This window comes from Sphingobacterium phlebotomi, from assembly GCF_008180195.1.
Taxonomy (GTDB): Bacteria; Bacteroidota; Bacteroidia; order Sphingobacteriales; family Sphingobacteriaceae; genus Sphingobacterium; species Sphingobacterium phlebotomi.
Genome location: NZ_VTAV01000014.1, coordinates 62,979 through 81,880, shown reverse-complemented (window position 1 = coordinate 81,880; position 18,902 = coordinate 62,979). Strand labels below are relative to the sequence as shown.

The 18,902-nt window shown below is 42.5% G+C and carries 15 protein-coding genes; 11 read left to right on the top strand and 4 right to left on the bottom strand.

Annotated elements, in window-relative coordinates; genetic code table 11:
* Positions 1–183: 183 nt before the first annotated feature.
* The 8 genes from FXV77_RS16860 (at position 184) to FXV77_RS16825 (ending at position 12,285) form a co-directional block, all read left to right on the top strand.
* The gene (locus FXV77_RS16860) at positions 184–636 is read left to right on the top strand and encodes a hypothetical protein (RefSeq protein ID WP_148920411.1); all 453 of its coding nucleotides are present in this window, start codon (positions 184–186) and stop codon (positions 634–636) included.
* 207 nt (positions 637–843) lie between these two features.
* Positions 844–1,746, top strand: coding sequence for a hypothetical protein (locus FXV77_RS16855; RefSeq protein WP_148920410.1), 903 nt, complete (start codon positions 844–846; stop codon positions 1,744–1,746).
* Between the two features lie 16 nt (positions 1,747–1,762).
* Entirely contained in the window at positions 1,763–2,728 is a 966-nt protein-coding gene (locus FXV77_RS16850; RefSeq protein ID WP_148920409.1) for a helix-turn-helix domain-containing protein, read from the top strand.
* A 642-nt stretch (positions 2,729–3,370) separates the two neighbouring features.
* Positions 3,371–3,985 (top strand): hypothetical protein, encoded by a 615-nt coding sequence (locus FXV77_RS16845; protein WP_148920408.1) that lies wholly within the window; start codon positions 3,371–3,373, stop codon positions 3,983–3,985.
* A gap of 172 nt (positions 3,986–4,157) precedes the next feature.
* A complete protein-coding gene (locus FXV77_RS16840) occupies positions 4,158–4,862 on the top strand; it encodes a hypothetical protein (RefSeq protein WP_148920407.1) in 705 nt (234 codons plus the stop codon).
* Positions 4,863–4,961: 99 nt separating this feature from the next.
* Entirely contained in the window at positions 4,962–6,095 is a 1,134-nt protein-coding gene (locus FXV77_RS16835) for an ATP-binding protein (protein WP_148920406.1), read from the top strand.
* 188 nt (positions 6,096–6,283) lie between these two features.
* Positions 6,284–10,798 (top strand): glutamate synthase large subunit, encoded by a 4,515-nt coding sequence (gene gltB, locus FXV77_RS16830; RefSeq protein ID WP_148920405.1) that lies wholly within the window; start codon positions 6,284–6,286, stop codon positions 10,796–10,798.
* Between the two features lie 20 nt (positions 10,799–10,818).
* The gene (locus FXV77_RS16825) at positions 10,819–12,285 is read left to right on the top strand and encodes a glutamate synthase subunit beta (protein WP_148920404.1); all 1,467 of its coding nucleotides are present in this window, start codon (positions 10,819–10,821) and stop codon (positions 12,283–12,285) included.
* Between the two features lie 47 nt (positions 12,286–12,332).
* On the opposite strand, the gene FXV77_RS16820 is transcribed toward FXV77_RS16825, so the two are convergent.
* Genes FXV77_RS16820 through tgt form a run of 3 tightly spaced genes read right to left on the bottom strand, consistent with a single transcriptional unit; the run spans position 12,333 to position 15,448 of the window.
* A complete protein-coding gene (locus FXV77_RS16820; protein WP_148920403.1) occupies positions 12,333–13,235 on the bottom strand; it encodes a DMT family transporter in 903 nt (300 codons plus the stop codon).
* Complete coding sequence (locus FXV77_RS16815) at positions 13,232–14,314, bottom strand: LptF/LptG family permease (RefSeq protein ID WP_148920402.1); 1,083 nt, start codon at positions 14,312–14,314, stop codon at positions 13,232–13,234. The genes FXV77_RS16820 and FXV77_RS16815 overlap by 4 nt, the downstream gene beginning before the upstream one ends.
* Before the next feature lie 3 nt (positions 14,315–14,317).
* Entirely contained in the window at positions 14,318–15,448 is a 1,131-nt protein-coding gene (gene tgt, locus FXV77_RS16810) for a tRNA guanosine(34) transglycosylase Tgt (protein WP_148920401.1), read from the bottom strand.
* Between the two features lie 118 nt (positions 15,449–15,566).
* Here tgt and FXV77_RS16805 point away from each other — a divergent pair, with 118 nt between their 5' ends.
* Both FXV77_RS16805 and rsmG read left to right on the top strand, forming a co-directional pair.
* Positions 15,567–16,739 (top strand): glycosyltransferase, encoded by a 1,173-nt coding sequence (locus FXV77_RS16805; protein ID WP_246162500.1) that lies wholly within the window; start codon positions 15,567–15,569, stop codon positions 16,737–16,739.
* 8 nt (positions 16,740–16,747) lie between these two features.
* A complete protein-coding gene (gene rsmG, locus FXV77_RS16800) occupies positions 16,748–17,383 on the top strand; it encodes a 16S rRNA (guanine(527)-N(7))-methyltransferase RsmG (RefSeq protein WP_148920456.1) in 636 nt (211 codons plus the stop codon).
* A 13-nt stretch (positions 17,384–17,396) separates the two neighbouring features.
* Here rsmG and FXV77_RS16795 read toward each other — a convergent pair whose 3' ends face one another.
* The gene (locus tag FXV77_RS16795; protein ID WP_148920400.1) at positions 17,397–17,639 is read right to left on the bottom strand and encodes a hypothetical protein; all 243 of its coding nucleotides are present in this window, start codon (positions 17,637–17,639) and stop codon (positions 17,397–17,399) included.
* A gap of 66 nt (positions 17,640–17,705) precedes the next feature.
* Here FXV77_RS16795 and dprA point away from each other — a divergent pair, with 66 nt between their 5' ends.
* Complete coding sequence (gene dprA, locus FXV77_RS16790; protein WP_148920399.1) at positions 17,706–18,803, top strand: DNA-processing protein DprA; 1,098 nt, start codon at positions 17,706–17,708, stop codon at positions 18,801–18,803.
* Positions 18,804–18,902 lie beyond the last annotated feature (99 nt).

Below are 18,902 nucleotides of genomic sequence, written 5' to 3'. Positions count from 1 at the left end.
TTGGCTTTGACGCTATTCGCCAAGCAGAAAAAAAACAGAATGAATCTTAACGACTTGAAAATAGGGGGCGCGAAATTTTAGGTGCTAATTGAGGGTATTCAAAAGTACTTTTTTTTTAATACTAACAACCTTTGATTCGATAAAAAAAATAACTTCGTATATTGATTACTTAAACCCTAAGTTATGAACAAGATATTACTTCTGTTATTTTCAGTATTTGTCGTCAGTTGTGTCACTCTAAAAGTTAATAATAGCAAAATTGAGGGAATAGATGATTTTGATATTACTATATATAAAGTAAATTCCATTCATAACCAGGCCGGTTGGGGAACAAGATTAGTCCCTGCAAAGGGACATACGTTCTTACGATTACATCTAGCTATAAAAAATGTATCCAATGAAACTAAACAAATTGATGTGGACAGTCTCTATCTGTGTCACCAAGCATCGATGACCAAATACCCACTTGTTGGTGCTTATTTGCCTAGTGCAATAAACTTAGAAACAAAATCAACGAAAAAAATTAAACCGAATAAATCGATCGAACGTGTTTTACTCTTTTCGTTCCCAAAGAAGCAGAATCCGGATTTTGTCTTATACAAAGACAAGTTAATTCCCTTAGGAATCTCTTACTGATTATCTTGCATTGCAGCTTTCTGACTACGATTTGCATTTGCAAAAACCGGCGCAGCTATATTGGTCGTATAAGCCTCTACAGAAAGTAATGATACCTGTTTTAGAAAATTTCTTCCGATTCGGTCGTAATATGCTCTAACTCCATTAAAAGCAAATTTGGTTTAGCCTGTTTTTTTTATATATTTGAGAAACATCAAAAAAACCATTATGACAAATTTGCTCAACAACCACAAGCTTTTCCCGAGAAAAGTAATGATCAATGTATTCACCGATCTCTTTAAAATCTTACCTGAACTTATTGAAGAACTCACACCCGACGGCTGGGAAAAAAGCGCATATCATGCGCTATTTCATCTCAATACGAGAGAACATTTCTTTGAGCAGCTTTACTACAGGGTCATAGATCATAATTTTGAGCAGCAGTACGGTACAGACTCCCGGATCCAAAAAACAGGCATTCTATCAGAAAACCCCACTGACGAGGAGATATGGGATGTATTGAACACCATGGTTCCTATTCAAACAAGCTATAAAAAAGAATTGTACAGTCCTGAACTGGAGCTGGCTTCTTTACTTGCAGAAGCGCTCTTTTTGATATCCCGTGACCTTTATTTTCAATCCAAAGATTCCGATTACTGGTTAGAAGTACATCCAGATGTGGCTAATAATGCTGCTGCCATCGTTGCTCGTGATGTAGGAATATTTGAGGGTGCATCTTATATGCAGTTCCCGAAAATCCATTGGTATAAAAGGACGTTGCTCCGTAAAATTAAATGGCTTCCCCTCCTAAAAATATTGATACGGGCCTTGCAAAAAACGGACTATTCGTTGGTATATGTTGATCTCGAACTCCTGAGCATCATAGACGAAACTCTGAACGAGGATACCGACGCATCGAACAAGATTCCTAACTACAAAAACATGGAACATTATCGCTTAGGTATAACCAGTGATCCCGACGTAGATGAGGTTTTCGATAACGCAGCGAGAGAGTTGCCATCCGAAACTGTTGTCGCTTATTTCGATGTCTATGGCGATTGGCCTCCAGGCTACCCTCCAACCAAGGAAGAATATTTCAAGTTGTATAATAAGTTAGAAAACAAAGGGTAGCCGATCTTTCTTTGACATGATATATATCGGTGATCATCTTCGTATTTCACAACTTAAATCTGAAGTTGCAGACAGTATTCCTCCGGTTCTACATCTAAATTTTCTGACAGAAACAGATATTAGCGTTTGGACCGGAAAACAGTATATGGCTTCCAGAAAAGTGGAAGATCTCCATGTCATCGAAGCCAAGGGAACATTCGAGGCGGACTGGAATCTGGAGATCCTTACGCCAAACTTCTTTTGGCTACATTTTCAGTTTTTGGGACATTCCGAACGGGATTCGTTACCACATACAGCCTTGTCCGCCAGTGAATATAGAGGCTTTTACAATATACGCGATGCCCACAAAATACAGCTAAAGGCCGGGAAAACCTGGATGGTGCTGTTAGGAGTGAAAGTCAACGATACAGCGGCCTTTACATCGGAGTGGCCGCGGCTTGCAAAACCTACAACTGCAGATCAACCCTATTTTTCCAGTATAAATATCGGCTATCGCATCAAGCAGATCTTCGAAAAGATCGGACAATGCACAGATACCCCCTTTTCGTTGCACAGCAAAGTCCATTGTCTTTTTTGCGAGCTTATCGATGTATACCATCAGGATCTGAATGATAAGGCCCGTTCGCTTCACAAAGAAGATATTGTGATCTACCATGAAGCCATCGACTATATCGCCGAACACTATATGGACGAAGATATCAATAGAGATACTATTGCGGAGAGTTTAGGTATCACGCCACGAAAGCTATACCGTGCCTTTGAAGGTAAACACACAAGCATCCATAAGGCCATCCAGACTATCCGCCTATATAAAGGCCGTGAAATGCTGCGGGAAACGGACATGTCCGTGGATGGCATTGCCTTTCAGCTGAATTTTTCAACGGCAAAGTATTTCTACCGGCAATTCGTACAATGCTTCGGTCATTCCCCTACAAAAGAACGGGAAATACGCCGAAAACCCAAAAAGAAGAAAAAGCATTAAACATTCGCAAAAAATGATGGATAGTTCGCAGCATGGTAACCTTCCTTTTTTATTTAATAGCCCTACATTCGAAAAAAAGAATACTATCCTATCGTATTATATACATATTATCCCAAAAAGGAGTGATAATTATTTGCGTTGTATCCATCGTGTTTTGCTTAGTATCACTACTTTTTCACGTACTATCGATATAATTTTATGTGGTATGCATACTTTGTTGTACAATACTCCTATAAATTTGCGCTTTATCAATAAGATGCAAAATATGATCGATACAGAGCAACATCATAGCCTTTCCAAAAGAAAAAAGATCGATAGAAAATCCCGATGTATCGATATAAAAAGAAATTGTATCACGCAATTGCAAAAAAAGAGCACTCTTTTTTTGCAATGTAATGCGTTTTCACTTTGGTCATATTTCAATTTGTTTCCCCGAATAAACGGCCTTCAATACAGCATAAACCCTGTTTATCCAAAAAAAAACACACTTAAACACACATTTCATGGGGTAATTTTGTGACAAAAGTTTTTCGGGAATCCCCCGAATTTGTCACAAAATTGCCCCCTCGGCGCCAGACCGATACCCTATGTTTGTATCGTTGCAACAAATAAATGAATGTTTAATTTTAAAAATGTAAAACAATGAACAAACCAACGACACAATCGCAAAGATTGAAAGACGATAATCTGATGCAGTATGCAGAGCAGATTATCACCAACATGAGAGAAGCTGTAACAATCTATCCCGAACCTGTACCGGGACTGGATACGATTGAAACTGCACTGATCGATTTCCGCCTATCGGCTACGGAAGCCGCCTATCGCGACGGCCGGGCGGTCCGCATCAGGAAAGACAAGAAAAAGCAGCTCGAATATCTACTTAGTGAACTGGCAAAATATGTGGACACGGTCGCCAACAAAGACGCGAACTTGATATTGGCTTCGGGCTTCGCGCTTCCTAAAGGAGCCCAATCCTACGCCGGACCGGTACCGAAGGCTACACATCTGGTTGCCGAACCGCAACAGGTCGGATCACGTCGCATCAAATTGAAGGTTGACCGCTGGAAAGGAGCCCGTATGTACCGCTTTGACTCCCGTAAAAAAGGTGAAGCCGAATGGTCTACGCAGTTCTGCAGCAAGTCCACCTGCATACTGGAAGGCTTGGAGATGTTTGAAGAATATGAATTCCGCGCCAGTTATGTGGGCATCAATCCCGAGCCGAACTACAGTGCCGTCGTATCGAGCTACGTAGTTTAACTTTGTTCTTCGGAACACCATTTTTTGAGACTAATAAATGAACTTCTAACATATAGAAGTAATAGAACAAGATGCAGAAGCATAACAAACACGAGAAAAGGCGCCGTTATTTCCTATCTTTATAGTGAGATAGAAATAACGGCAGCCATTTTCCAGCAACAAACCGACTGACATGAAAGAGATCGTAAAAGAACATCCGCTACGCCCCATCATCCTCCAATTCGATCTAAAAAAGAAAGCACTGGATTTCGAAATAAAGGCGCTGGAAGCCTATTACCGTATGCACGATAGGACCTGGGAAACGAAACAAAATCTATTACGCCATAAAGATGCTTTTTTGGAGATCGACGTGAAGACGGCCGAACTCGAATACCGACTTGCTCCTATAAAACAGCAATTGGATTTTATCGAAGCAGCTTTTAAACTGGTCGATAACGTGGAACTCCCCGATATGGGAGAACGGTTTACGATCGATATAGTCGATTTCTACACGGCGGTTGATAGCCATAATGAAGACCTTAGAGAGCTGCATAAACAGATTACAACCGAAATGCAGTGGTTCGACAACTGGGCAGACCATATCTATGAAAAGGAGGACTGGTTTGACGAACAGGACGACGAGGGCGACAAACTGATACACCAGGTTTTTCGCCATTACAATGATGTTTCCGTAGATATCGTGTCACTAGATCGCGATCAACAGGAGTTTTTTGGCATAATTGGTACTACACGTAACCTCCAACAGCAATATTTCGAGTATGGCGAAGAGGTTTCTGAACAATACAACCGCGTGCACTATGCCTCCGAAGAAGTTTACCAAAGAGCGTTACGCGTGAAGCAGTATGTCGACAAGCATTATCCGCTGGACGACAAATAATGCGATGGAAGTAAAAGATGGCTTTCGTTCACCAAAAAGAATTACTTTTGGTGAATTAATTCACTAAAAAGCATTACTTTTGGTGAATTGAAAAGAATTATGATTGAAAGAACGATTAAAAATACGATTTCGGCAAAGTTGTTCAAAGGAAAGACGATTATACTGATCGGTGCAAGACAGGTCGGGAAAACAACGCTTATTAGAGAAGTATTAAAAGGAGCAGAATTTTTGTTTCTCGATGGTGATGATCCTTTGGTAAGAGAAAAGCTAACCAACCCTAACACGAAGGAAATCGAGAGCATCATCGGAAATTCCAAAATTGTTTTCATAGATGAAGCCCAGAGGATTGAAAACATAGGGCTTACGGCGAAAATTATTCATGATCAGTTCAAAGCTGTACAGTTAATTATGAGCGGTTCATCAGCTTTTGAGCTTCGCAATCAAACAAACGAACCGCTTACAGGTAGAAAATTCGAGCATTTTCTTTTTCCTGTGTCTTATGAGGAATATGAAAAATCAGTCGGTTATTTAGATGCTACAAGAGATATCGAAAACCGTTTGATTTATGGTTTTTATCCGGATGTAATCAATAACATAGGCGAAGAGCGGGAGATTCTGAACGAGATTACGCAGAGTTACCTGTTTAAAGATATCTTATCTTTCTCGAATATCAAGAAACCAGAGATTTTGGAGAAAATCCTTCAAGCGTTGGCGTTTCAGGTAGGAAGCGAAGTTAGTTATAACGAAATTGCACAGCTAACCGGGGTCGACAAAAACACCGTTTCAAGCTATATCCATTTACTGGAACTTTCGTATATCATCTACCCCCTGACATCATTTAGTCGCAACCTCCGTAACGAAATCAAAACGAACCGAAAGATTTATTTCTATGATAATGGTATCCGCAATGCCCTGATCCACAATTTCAACCCAATCGGATTGCGGAACGATATCGGGGCCTTATGGGAAAATTTTCTAATGTCAGAAAGACTCAAACGAAATCATTACCACCAACGCTATTGCAACAAATATTTCTGGCGAACCAAACAGCAACAGGAAATGGATTATGTTGAAGAATCGAATGGAGAAATTATCGGGTTTGAATTCAAATGGAACCCAAAAGCAAAAGTAAATATCCCCTCAAGCTTTGTTAAAGCATATCAGGCAGATGTTCATGTGGTGACCAAAGAGAATTTCAGAGATTTTATTATGAACGCGGGCGACGAGAGATAAATAATATATTATCATGGAATTACCCGACTGATAAAAACCTAGACAGAATCTAAATAACAAATGCGATTTCCGCAAAAAAAGGATATTAAATTACAAATACATCAACACCGAATCATTTTTTTTATAAAATTTACAACGAAAAACATTTTTTATTCATATATTAGCAACAAAATATTTTGAGGAGAGAAATGACAAACGAAAGATTACCGGAACAAGGGCTGTATAATCCTGACTTTGAGCATGATGCGTGTGGTGTTGGTTTTGTGGCCCACATCAAAGGCAAGAAGTCGCATCAGCAGGTAAAGGATGCGTTGACTATGTTGGAAAACATGGAACACCGAGGGGCGTGTGGTTGCGACCCTGAAAGTGGTGACGGAGCTGGAATTATGATTCAATTGCCACATGAATTTTTGTGGGAAGAGTGTATAAACCTCGGCATTCAATTAGAAGAGCCGGGCTATTATGGCGCGGGTATGGTGTTTCTTCCAAAGGAGGAAGAGTTAAATCAGCTATGCCGTAATGCCATCGTCGAAGCTACGGAAGAACGCGGCATGAAATTTCTAGGCTTCCGTGATGTTCCGGTTAATCGGGAGGGTATCGGTCCAACGGCATTGAGCGCAGAACCCGAGATTGTTCAGTTTTTTGTCTCCCGCCCTGATGGTGTATCTACCACAGCGGATTTTGAGCGGAAGCTTTTCGTTCTTAGACGCCTCATCATCCAGAAAATCAAACAACAACAAACATACCCATTACCTTTATATATCGCTTCGCTTTCATGCAAGACCATCGTATATAAAGGACAATTGACCACCTATCAAGTCGGTACGTATTTCGAAGATTTGAAAGACCCACGTGTGGTATCGGCATTCGGATTGGTACACTCGCGTTTTTCTACGAATACTTTTCCTTCATGGTCGTTGGCACAACCGTTCCGCAATATTGCACACAATGGTGAAATCAACACCTTGACCGGAAACCTAAACTGGTTTTATGCCGGCGCGCGAGCACTTTCTTCTCCTTACTTTACAGAAGAAGAGATGCAAATTCTGCTTCCTGTAGTAGATCGTGGACAATCGGATTCTGCTTGTTTGGATAACGTCGTAGAATTGCTTTTACATAGCGGAAGGAGCTTGCCGCATGTGATGCTCATGCTCGTACCGGAAGCTTGGGATGGCAACACCCAAATGGATCCACTCAAAAAAGCGTTTTATGAATATCATGCGACATTGATGGAGCCATGGGATGGTCCTGCTGCTTTGTGTTTCACAGATGGCAACACTATTGGCGCCACGCTGGACCGCAACGGTTTGAGACCGCTACGCTTCGCCGTCACGTCTGATGACCGCGTAGTCGTGGCTTCGGAAGCTGGTGCATTACCGGTACCGGAAAGCCTCATCATCAAGAAAGGTCGTCAACAACCCGGAAAAATTTTCGTCGTGGATATGGAAAAAGGCTGCATTCGTTCCGACGAAGAAGTCAAAGGCGAGCTCGTCCGTCAGCAACCTTACGGCGAATGGTTGGATAATTACAAAATCCGCATGGCGGAATTGGAAAAACCACGTGTTACCTACACCTATCTTAAAAAAGAATCAGTATTTAAATACCAGCAGGCATTTGGCTATTCACGTGAAGACTTAGAAAGCATCATCACGCCGATGGCGTTGACAGGCTACGAACCTATTGGCTCCATGGGTACAGATGTTCCGTTGGCTATTCTATCGGACCAACCACAGCATCTGTCCAGCTATTTCAAACAGTTCTTTGCACAGGTTACCAATCCACCTATCGATCCGATTCGGGAACGTTTGGTAATGAGCTTAGCAACATTCATCGGCAATGCAGGTAATATTTTGGTAGAAGACAAAAAATTCTGCCATTGTGTAACCTTAGAGCATCCGATATTGACGTCGAGCGAATTAGAAAAACTACGTTCTATCGACACGGGTATCTTCCAGGCGAAAACATTACAACTTTACTTCAAAGCAGACGGTAAACCAGGTTCATTGGAGGCCGGTCTGGAAAGACTATGCCGATATGCCGATGATGCGGTCCGCGATGGTTTTGAAGTCATCATTCTTTCCGATCGCGCCATCGACTCCCAACATTGTGCTATTCCATCGATCTTAGCGATATCGGCTGTGCATCACCATCTTATTAAGACAGGAAACAGAGGCGCAGTAGGTTTAGTAGTAGAAGCCGGCGATGTTTGGGAAGTACACCATTTTGCTTGTCTGTTAGCCTTCGGAGCAACGGCAATCAATCCTTATATGGCATTAGCGTCGATCCGTACCATGAAAGAACTAGGACAGATCGAAACAGAATTGAGCTGGGAAGAATTACGAAAAAATTATGTAAAAGCTATCTGTGCAGGCTTGTTAAAGATATTCTCAAAAATGGGAATCTCGACACTACAATCCTACCACGGAGCACAAATATTTGAAGTCCTCGGTATTGAAAAATCCGTTGTAGATCAATATTTCTGTGGTTCGGTTTCCCGTATCGGGGGATTGACCTTAGATGATATTGCAGCAGAAGCTCTATCCAAACATTGGCGAGCTTTTGGGCAATCACGTGTAGAACAGAAATTATTACCAGAAGGAGGTGTTTATCAGTGGAAACGCCGAGGAGAACGCCACTTATGGAACCCCGAAACGGTACACCTTTTACAAAAGGCTTGCCGCACCGGTGATTTCGAATCCTATAAACAATACGCAGCCTTAATTAACAACCAAAAAGAACGGATGTATACGTTGCGCGGGTTATTGGATTTTGCGAAACACAGAACACCGGTTCCCCTGGAAGAAGTAGAGCCTGCGGAAAGCATCATGAAACGTTTTGCTACCGGAGCAATGTCTATGGGTTCGATTTCTACGGAAGCACATAGTACCCTTGCTATCGCGATGAACCGTATCGGTGCGAAAAGTAACACAGGTGAGGGTGGTGAAGATGCGATCCGGTTTAAACGATTGCCTAACGGTGATTCGATGCGTTCTGCTATCAAACAGGTGGCATCTGCACGTTTTGGTGTGACATCGCATTACTTGACGGAAGCGGATGAGATTCAGATCAAGATGGCCCAGGGCGCAAAGCCGGGCGAAGGAGGACAGTTGCCGGGACATAAAGTAAATGAGTTTATTGCTCGTTTACGCCACGCAACGCCGGGTGTAGGATTGATTTCTCCTCCACCGCATCACGATATTTATTCTATCGAAGACCTTGCCCAATTAATTTTCGATTTAAAGAATGCGAACCGTCAAGCAAGAATCAATGTAAAACTGGTTTCTAAAGCTGGTGTGGGTACTATTGCTGCAGGCGTTGCAAAAGCACATGCGGATGTGATTTTAATCGCCGGATTCGATGGTGGTACGGGCGCATCACCATTAAGTTCTGTTAAACACGCCGGCCTACCATGGGAGTTGGGACTAGCCGAGGCGCACCAAACGCTTGTGCAAAACAAATTGCGGAGCCGGGTGGTATTGCAGGCTGACGGACAAATGAAAACCGGACGTGACATTGTTATAGCGACCTTATTGGGTGCCGAAGAATGGGGCGTGGCTACAGCAGCGCTGATTGCTGGTGGCTGTATCATGATGCGCAAATGTCATCTCAACACCTGCCCTGTCGGTGTCGCTACACAAGATCCCGAATTACAGAAGTTATTCTCCGGCAAACCCGAAGATATCGTCAACTTATTCCGCTTCCTTGCAGAAGAAATACGCGAGACGATGGCACAGCTTGGTTTCCGTACGATAAACGAGATGGTGGGCCGTGCACAGTTCTTGAAGAAACGCGAAAATATAGAGCACTGGAAAGCGGCCAAAATAGATTTCTCCCAAATATTGCACGTTGCTCGAAATGAGCCATCTGAAAGCCTGTACAACACGCAAGAGCAGGATCACGGCATGAGTATGATTTTAGATTGGGGATTATTGAACCAAGCGAAACCTGCTATCGATACAAAGACACCTGTATTCGGCACATTTAAAGTGAAAAATACAGATCGTACCATTGGTACACTGTTATCGAATGAGGTATCAAAAGTACATGGTGCAGATGGATTACCGGACAATACCGTTAACTTCAAGTTTGAAGGTTCTGCAGGTCAGTCGTTTGGCGCCTTTGCAGCGAAAGGGCTTTCGTTTGAACTGGAAGGTGAAGCCAACGATTATGTGGGCAAAGGTCTTTCCGGAGCACAGCTTGCTATTTATCCGACAGACGACAGCCCGCTAGTAGCCCATGAAAATATTATCATTGGTAACGTTGCCTTGTATGGTGCAACATCGGGCCACCTCTTCATCAACGGTATGGCGGGTGAACGTTTTGCGGTAAGAAACTCCGGAGCTACTGCTGTGGTGGAAGGTATCGGTGACCACGGTTGTGAATATATGACTGGGGGCCGTGCATTAATTCTAGGCGAAACAGGGCGTAACTTTGCCGCCGGAATGAGCGGCGGTATCGCTTGGATTTACGATATAGCGAGCAACTTCCGTGAGAATTGCAATCAGGAAATGGTAGACCTTGATCCGCTAGACACCGCAGATGAAAACGATATTATCGCTTTGCTGAAACGCCATATACACCTCACCAACAGTGAGCGGGCCAATTTCATCTTGCAAAACTGGGCAAGCGAAAAGGGTAAGTTTATCAAAGTATTCCCACGCGAATACAAAAATGTGTTACGTAAAAAATTAGTGGAAGCTTAATTAGCGGAGGAAAAGTAGTCATGGGAAAACCAACAGGATTTTTAGAATTTGAAAGAGCGCTTCCTCAGAAAGAATCTGTAGAGAGCAGAAAACAAAATTATCAGGAATTTGTAAAACTGTATTCCGACGATCAGCTGAATCATCAAGCGGCACGCTGTATGAATTGCGGCATTCCTTTTTGCCATTCGGGATGCCCACTAGGGAATGTGATTCCTGAGTTCAACGACGCCGTTTATGACGCTCGTTGGGAAGAAGCGTATAACATCTTGGTGTCCACCAATAACTTTCCGGAATTTACGGGAAGAATCTGCCCAGCACCCTGCGAAGCAGCCTGTGTGTTAGGCATCAACAAACCACCAGTTGCTATCGAAGAGATTGAGAAGCATATTATTGAAATCGCCTTCAAGAAAAACTACGTACAGCCGAATAAAAGCTATATCAAGACAGGAAAGCGCGTAGCCGTAGTGGGTTCCGGCCCTGCCGGCCTTGCCGCTGCTGCACAATTGAACAAAGCGGGTCATGATGTGGTCGTATACGAGCGTGATGATAAAGTAGGCGGCTTGCTCCGTTACGGTATCCCCGATTTCAAGTTGGATAAGTCGGTCATCGACCGCCGCGTGGAAGTTATGGAGCAATCTGGTGTCGTATTTAAGACAAATGCGGAGGTAGGGGTCAATGTTCCTAGCAGTGAATTGCAGGATTATGATGCCATTGTATTAGCAGGAGGATCAACGATTCCACGTAATCTACCCATTCCAGGACGTGAGTTGAAAGGCGTCCATTACGCGATGGAATTTCTAAAACAGCAAAACAAACGGGTAGGCAACTCTCCTATCGACGTGGAAGAAATCTTGGCCACAGATAAGAACGTCTTGGTTATCGGCGGTGGGGATACGGGTTCTGACTGCGTAGGTACGTCCAACCGCCACGGGGCAAAAAGTGTCACCCAATTCGAATTGATGCCACAACCGCCGAAGGAACGTACTTCAGCCATGCCGTGGCCAACATACCCGATGTTGTTAAAAACCACGACATCCCATGAGGAAGGTTGTCAACGGTTCTGGAGCGTAAGCACCAAAGCATTTTTAGGAGATGATAAAGGACATCTACGCGGTGCCTTGGTAGTCGATTTAGAGTGGGAAACCGATGCATTCGGCAGACCTATGAAATTTAAGGAGGTAGAAGGATCTGAGCGTGAAATTCCTTGTGAATTGGTAACATTGGCGATGGGCTTCCTGCATCCACAACATGAAGGTCTGTTACAACAACTCGGTGTTAAACTCGACGGACGAGGGAATGTTGAAGCGCAAGAAGGCGAATATAAATCATCCGCTGACAAAGTTTTCGTAGCAGGTGATATGCGCCGTGGTCAATCTCTCGTGGTTTGGGCAATCTCCGAAGGTCGTGAATGTGCTAGAAAAGTAGATGAATTCTTGATGGGATACTCCGAATTGGAGTGTAAAGATAAAGCAGTTTCATACGCTTAGTTTTAATAATACAAAAGAGAAAAAGCCGGACAATGTCCGGCTTTTTTTTAATGCAACTTCCGATTAATCAACCTTTTCTCCCTGTTTTCTATTTTTACCTTTAGATAAGGATATAGAAATACCGCACCCAAAATAATAACAGCGCCTATATAAAACCCAAAACTCATGGTTTCCTGCTGTCCAAAAATAAGTATAGCCAAGATAATGCCGTATATCGGTTCCATATTTGTCGTCAGCGCAACCGTAAAGGCACTCAATTCCTTCATCACCGCAACACCGAGTACGTAGGCCACGGCCGTACAGACCACCCCTAACAACAATATATACGCCCAATCGGCATCTTTCAACCACATTTTCTCGTTGAAATCGCCCATAAATAGCATAATGACTGACACCCAGAAAAAAGCACCTAACATTTCATAAAATGTAATGACGGTGGGGCTCGTTGTTTTCACCATCCGGGCATTGAGAATAGAAAAAATACTGGCACACAAAGCTGCTCCCAGCCCGAAAACTATCCCCCATACATATTGAAACTCGAACTTGAAAATAAGATAGATACCCAATATGATAACCAAACCAATCGCCACATCGGCTTTGGATATTTTCGTTTTGTTAATGATGGGCTCTAAGATAGATGTGAATAGGGTCAGTGAGGACAAAGTTACTAACGTAACCGAAACCGTCGATATCTTGATAGAATGGAAAAACAACACCCAATGCACACCTACAATCCCACCCACCATAAAAAACTGTATGAGCTTTTCCTTCGCGACATGTATGGATTTACGAGTGAAGATAAAATAGATAAAAAGGGAAAGTGCAGCAATCAGAACCCGATACCACACCAAATGGACTGCCGATATAGATAACAAACCGCCTAACACACCGGTGAATCCCCAAATCAACACCGTGAAATGTAGGATAAGAACATTTTTATTTTTCACTATTTCGGTGCCTTATATTTTAACCAGAGAGCCAGTACCAAAAACAATACATTTGGAATCAGGATGGCGATCAATGGTGGTAGCCCTCCTTTTAAAGAGAACATCGTCGAGAATTGTACCAGGACGAGGAACGTAAAACTCAGCGCTATACCAATCCCCAGACTCAGACCGATACCTCCACGCACTTTTTTGGACGACAGTGATACGCCCATCAACGTTAAGATATAAGCTGAAAAAGGCCCGATATAGCGTTTGTATTTTTCCAACAATAAATCGGTCATCATACCCGTTCCACGGGTTTCCTCTTTAGCAATACGTTGGTTCAGTTCTTTGGTATCCATGGCGGTAAATACATTATCGTAGGTTTCGAAGTCCCTCGGTAACATATCAAGGGTAGTATCTCGAAGTTCACCCTTTTCCATCGTTTCTTTCAAGCCATCAACGGTCCGTACTGTATAGTCTTTAATTTTCCATTTTGTAGCGAGGGAATCCCACGTAATGCTTTGTGCCATCAACTTCTCAATCAGTTGATCGCCGTCAAATTTCTCCAAAGAAAAATTATAACCTATATTTCGTTTCGTATCAAAATTATCGATGTACACGTATGTATTGGAATCAATCTGCATATGTGTAGACATCGTGGATGTGCTAATCTTATGTGGCTTTACATAGACATTTTCGAAATTTACCTTAATCTTATTGGTGTAGGGAATAATCCAGATATTCGATACGAGCGTAAATAAAAAGATAATACTTGCCGCAATCATATAAGGCCGCAAGAAACGGTTAAAACTCATTCCCCCACTCAAAATAGGCACCACTTCGGTCTGATCTGCCATCTTGGAGGTAAAGAAAATCACCGCGATGAAATTGATTAACGGCGTCAGCATATTCAAGAAAAAGGGGATGCTACCCAACGCATAGTATTCCAGGAATACCTTGGACATCGGTGCTTTATATTTGAGGAAGTCATCCAGTTTCTCCGAGACATCAAAAACGACGATCACGACAATAAAAATAGCTACCGTGAACACGAATGTGCTCAGGTATTTCTTAATGATATAGCGATCAATGATGTTCATGTTCTACAACCGTTGCCCCAATACTTTCACCATCTTCTCTTTCCAGTCATAAAATGTACCTTCGATAATCTTCTCTCGGGCTTGTTTTACCAGCCATAGGTAAAAATGAAGGTTATGCAGCGATGCAATCTGTGCACCTAAAATCTCTTGCGATCTAATTAAATGACGAAGATAAGCTTTTGTATGTATCTGGTCGACCAACAAATCGCTTTCTGCTTCAATAGGCGAAAAGTCGGCCTTCCATTTTTCATTTTTAATATTGATAATACCGTTCTGCGTAAACAACATCCCATTGCGCGCATTCCGAGTTGGCATGACACAATCGAACATATCGATACCCAGCGCGATGTTTTCGAGGATATTAATCGGTGTGCCGACTCCCATGAGGTAGCGGGGTTTATCCTGCGGCAAGATGTTGGTGACGACTTCCGTCATAGCGTACATCTCTTCTGCTGGTTCGCCGACCGAAAGCCCTCCGATAGCATTACCATCTCGATGGAAAGATGCTATCACTTCCGCCGATTTCTCCCGTAAATCTTTATATACCGATCCCTGGACGATTGGAAAGAGCGTTTGTTCATATCCATACAACGATTCTGTATTGTCAAACCGGTCTACACAGCGCTTTAACCAGCGATGGGTCATGTCCAACGATTTTCGGGCATAACTGTATTCACAGGGATAGGGTGTACATTCATCAAAAGCCATGATGATGTCTGCCCCGATGATACGTTGTGTATCCATCACATTTTCCGGTGTAAAAAGGTGCTTCGAACCATCAATATGGGAACGGAAAGTGACGCCTTCTTCTCTGATTTTACGTACCTCTGTCAATGAATACACTTGATATCCGCCGGAATCCGTTAATATAGGTCCATCCCAATGATTAAATTTATGCAGACCACCTGCTTTATGCAAAACGTCTAAACCGGGGCGAAGATACAAGTGGTACGTATTGCCTAGAATAATCTGCGCTTGGATATCCTGTACCAATTCGTGCTGGTGAACTGCTTTGACTGTTCCCGCCGTACCAACAGGCATGAAAATAGGTGTCTGAATGTTTCCGTGCGCAGTTTCCAAGACACCGGCACGTGCCTTAGATGCTTTATCCTCTGCCTGAAGTGTAAATCTCATATACGTAATATCCCTCTTATCCGTTTGAATAAAATCAATGCAAAAATAGGATAAAAATTATGAGGAAACGAGTGCATGCCAAAATCTTAATAAAACTTAACTTTTACGCTCAATTATCATGGTAGACACCGTATCTTTGCTCCAGGATATGGCACTATTGGAACAACTTTTATCTTATCTTCCGTATGCACCCATAGGCGTACTGGGTATTTTGTTGTTTATCCAACTCTACTACATCTATTTTGTATACGGAAAATTAGCCTTTTATTCGATAAAATCTTTCCGGGAGGCTCCTCAGCAACCTCCGGTAAGCGTTGTTATATGCGCACATAACGAGGAGGAAAACTTAAAATCGTTTCTTCCTCAGCTATTGGAACAGGATTACCCCCTATTCGAAGTGGTATTGGTCGATGATTGTTCGGATGACGATACGAAATGGATCCTCAAAGAATTTTCATCGAAATATCCCGAACGGTTAAAGGTTGTGGAAATCAAGGAACATATCCGTTTAAAACACACCAAAAAATTCGCGCTCACCATGGGTATTAAGGCTGCGAAACATGAACACCTCGTTTTTACCGACGCCGATTGCCAGCCAGCAAGTCCATTATGGCTTGCGGAGATTGTGGGAGCTTTCTCTCCTGAAAAAGAAATTGTCCTGGGTTACTCTCCCTATTTCAAACAAAAGGGATTTCTAAATAAATTAATTCGATTTGAAACGGCTCATACAGCGATGAGCTATTTATCTTATGCTTTAAAGGGGAATGCTTACATGGGTGTCGGTCGGAACTTGGCTTACACAAAATCTCTTTTTTACAAAGGCAAAGGCTTTAATAAGCACATGCACATTAAATCCGGCGATGACGATCTGTTTGTAAATCACAATGCAACCAATACGAACGTGAACATCGCTATACACGCCGATGCACACATACGCTCCGTTCCTAAGAAAACGTGGAAAAGCTACTATAAACAGAAAGCTCGTCATTCCGGGGCTTCTACACGCTACAAAAGCAAACATAAAGGCATGCTTGCGACACAGTTGCTATCTGCTTTACTTTTTTATCTGGCGCTGATCGTGTGTTTCGTGCTATATCCCGACTTATGGTACATTCCGCTAGGAATATATATCGTGCGCTTGCTTAGTCAACTCTTTATTTTTAATCGTATATATACGAAACTAATTGTTCGGGACTTGCTTATCTGGTTTCCGCTACTTGACGTTTTGTATTATTTTTATATTTGCATCAACGGTTTGTTTAACCGCGGCAAAAAACAAACATCATGGTGATGAATAACATGAATCCAACTGTCGATATTATCTACAAATATTTCCCAAGTTTAACGGAACAGCAAAAACAACAATTTGAACAATTGGCTGCGATATACCCCTTCTGGAATGATCAGATTAACGTTATCTCCAGAAAAGATATTGATAGTCTTTATTTGAAGCATGTGCTACATTCTCTCGGCATCGCCAAATTTATGCCGGAATTCACTCCAGGCACCAGGATATTGGATGTTGGAACCGGAGGTGGATTCCCGGGTATACCTTTAGCTATCCTTTTTCCAGAGGTACAATTCCACCTCGTCGATTCGATCGGAAAGAAAATAAAAGTGGTACGTGAAGTTGCACAGGCTGTCGGTCTAGAAAATGTAGAAGCTGACCATATCCGTGCGGAACAATTGGATTATAAATATGATTTTGTCGTATCCCGTGCAGTAACTCGTTTGGGCGAATTTGCTTCTTGGGTCCGCAACAAATTTGAGAGGCAGGATCGAAATGGCATTCCAAACGGGATGATCTATCTAAAGGGTGGCGACCTTCGGGATGAAATTAAAGAATCGCGACTCAAAGCGGAACTGCATCCGCTGTCCTCTTATTTTAAAGAGGATTTCTTTGACACAAAATATGTGGTATATGTGCCGATGTAACTGTTTTTCTCGATTACGGGTTTAATTCTTCGTTTATCTTCTGTCCGATGACATTTACTTCTTCGTCCATTCCGAACATAGGCAGTTCAGTTTCCGGGTGAAGCTTCAGCCACGAAGTTTCTGTATCTTTTACGATCTTGACATATTCTTTGCCTTCTTTGAAAATAAGGTAAACATCTTTTTCTTCCGGGAAAACAGCATATACGATATTTCCTATTTCTATGTCAAATGGTTCTTGCCCGCCTTGTAATTCCATGCTTGATAATTTTTCAATCAAAGTTAGGATTTTTATATAAATTTCTTACCTTTAGGTTTCTGAATTATGACCATGCTCAAACAAATTGCCCTTACAAAGATTAAAGGTATAGGCGCCAAAACGGCGCGTACTTTATTAGCTTACTGTGGTTCGGTCGATAATATTTTCGACGCCGGTAAAAAGCAATTACTTTCCATTCCCCATATCGGGAAAGCAACAGTGGAATCTATTCTTTCCAAGAATTATCTGCATGAAGCAGAACAAGAACTCGCTTTTCTCGAAAAGCACAACATCGAAATCCTTTGGTTTGAAGATGCAAATTATCCGCATCGTTTGAAGCAGTGCGAAGATGCTCCGCTTTTACTTTACTACAAGGGAACAGCCAATTTAAACCCGTATCGATGTGTCAGTATTGTGGGCACCAGAAATGCAACCGCTTATGGAAAACGTCTTTGTGAACAGCTTGTTTCCACACTGCAAGAATACGATATACAGATTGTAAGTGGCCTGGCCTACGGAATAGATGTACAGGCACATCGCTTGGCGCTTAAACACAACATTCCTACCATTGGCGTATTGGGCCACGGACTGGATAGGATATACCCATCCGCACATCGAGATGTTGCCTCGCGTATGCTGGAGGATGGTGGTTTGCTTACGGAATACTCTTCCGGCACCATTCCTGACCGCAACAACTTCCCGGCTAGAAATCGGATCATTGCCGGATTGGCTGACGTAACTGTGGTTGTGGAAGCTGCAAAGAAAGGTGGAGCACTGATTACCGCCGAAATTGCAAACAGCTATAACCGAGATGTGTGTGCTTTCCCGGGAGGTATAGATCAGGAATATTCTGCAGGCTGTAATTATTTGATTAAAACACATCGAGCACACCTCATCCGCCACGCGGAAGACTTGATTTACTTGATGGGATGGGAGCGCCCTAAGCCTAAACAAGAAACAATACAACTTCCGCTACTAACAAACAGTCTGAGTAAAGATGAACAACGGGTGTACAACTTCTTACAGGAAAGAGAACATGCTCGGGTTGATGAAATTGCACTTCATCTCGATTGGCCAACGAGCAAATTGGCGATGATACTTCTGGAAATGGAAATGAACAGTGTACTCCTCTCTTTACCCGGGAAAATCTACAAGATACTATGAAGCACCACCGAAAGCGATTATTTTCAACTGACAATCAAGCGTCTAAGTAAAGTCGTCTAAAAAGTTTTCCAAAGAACTATTTTTTTGCTACTTTTGTGA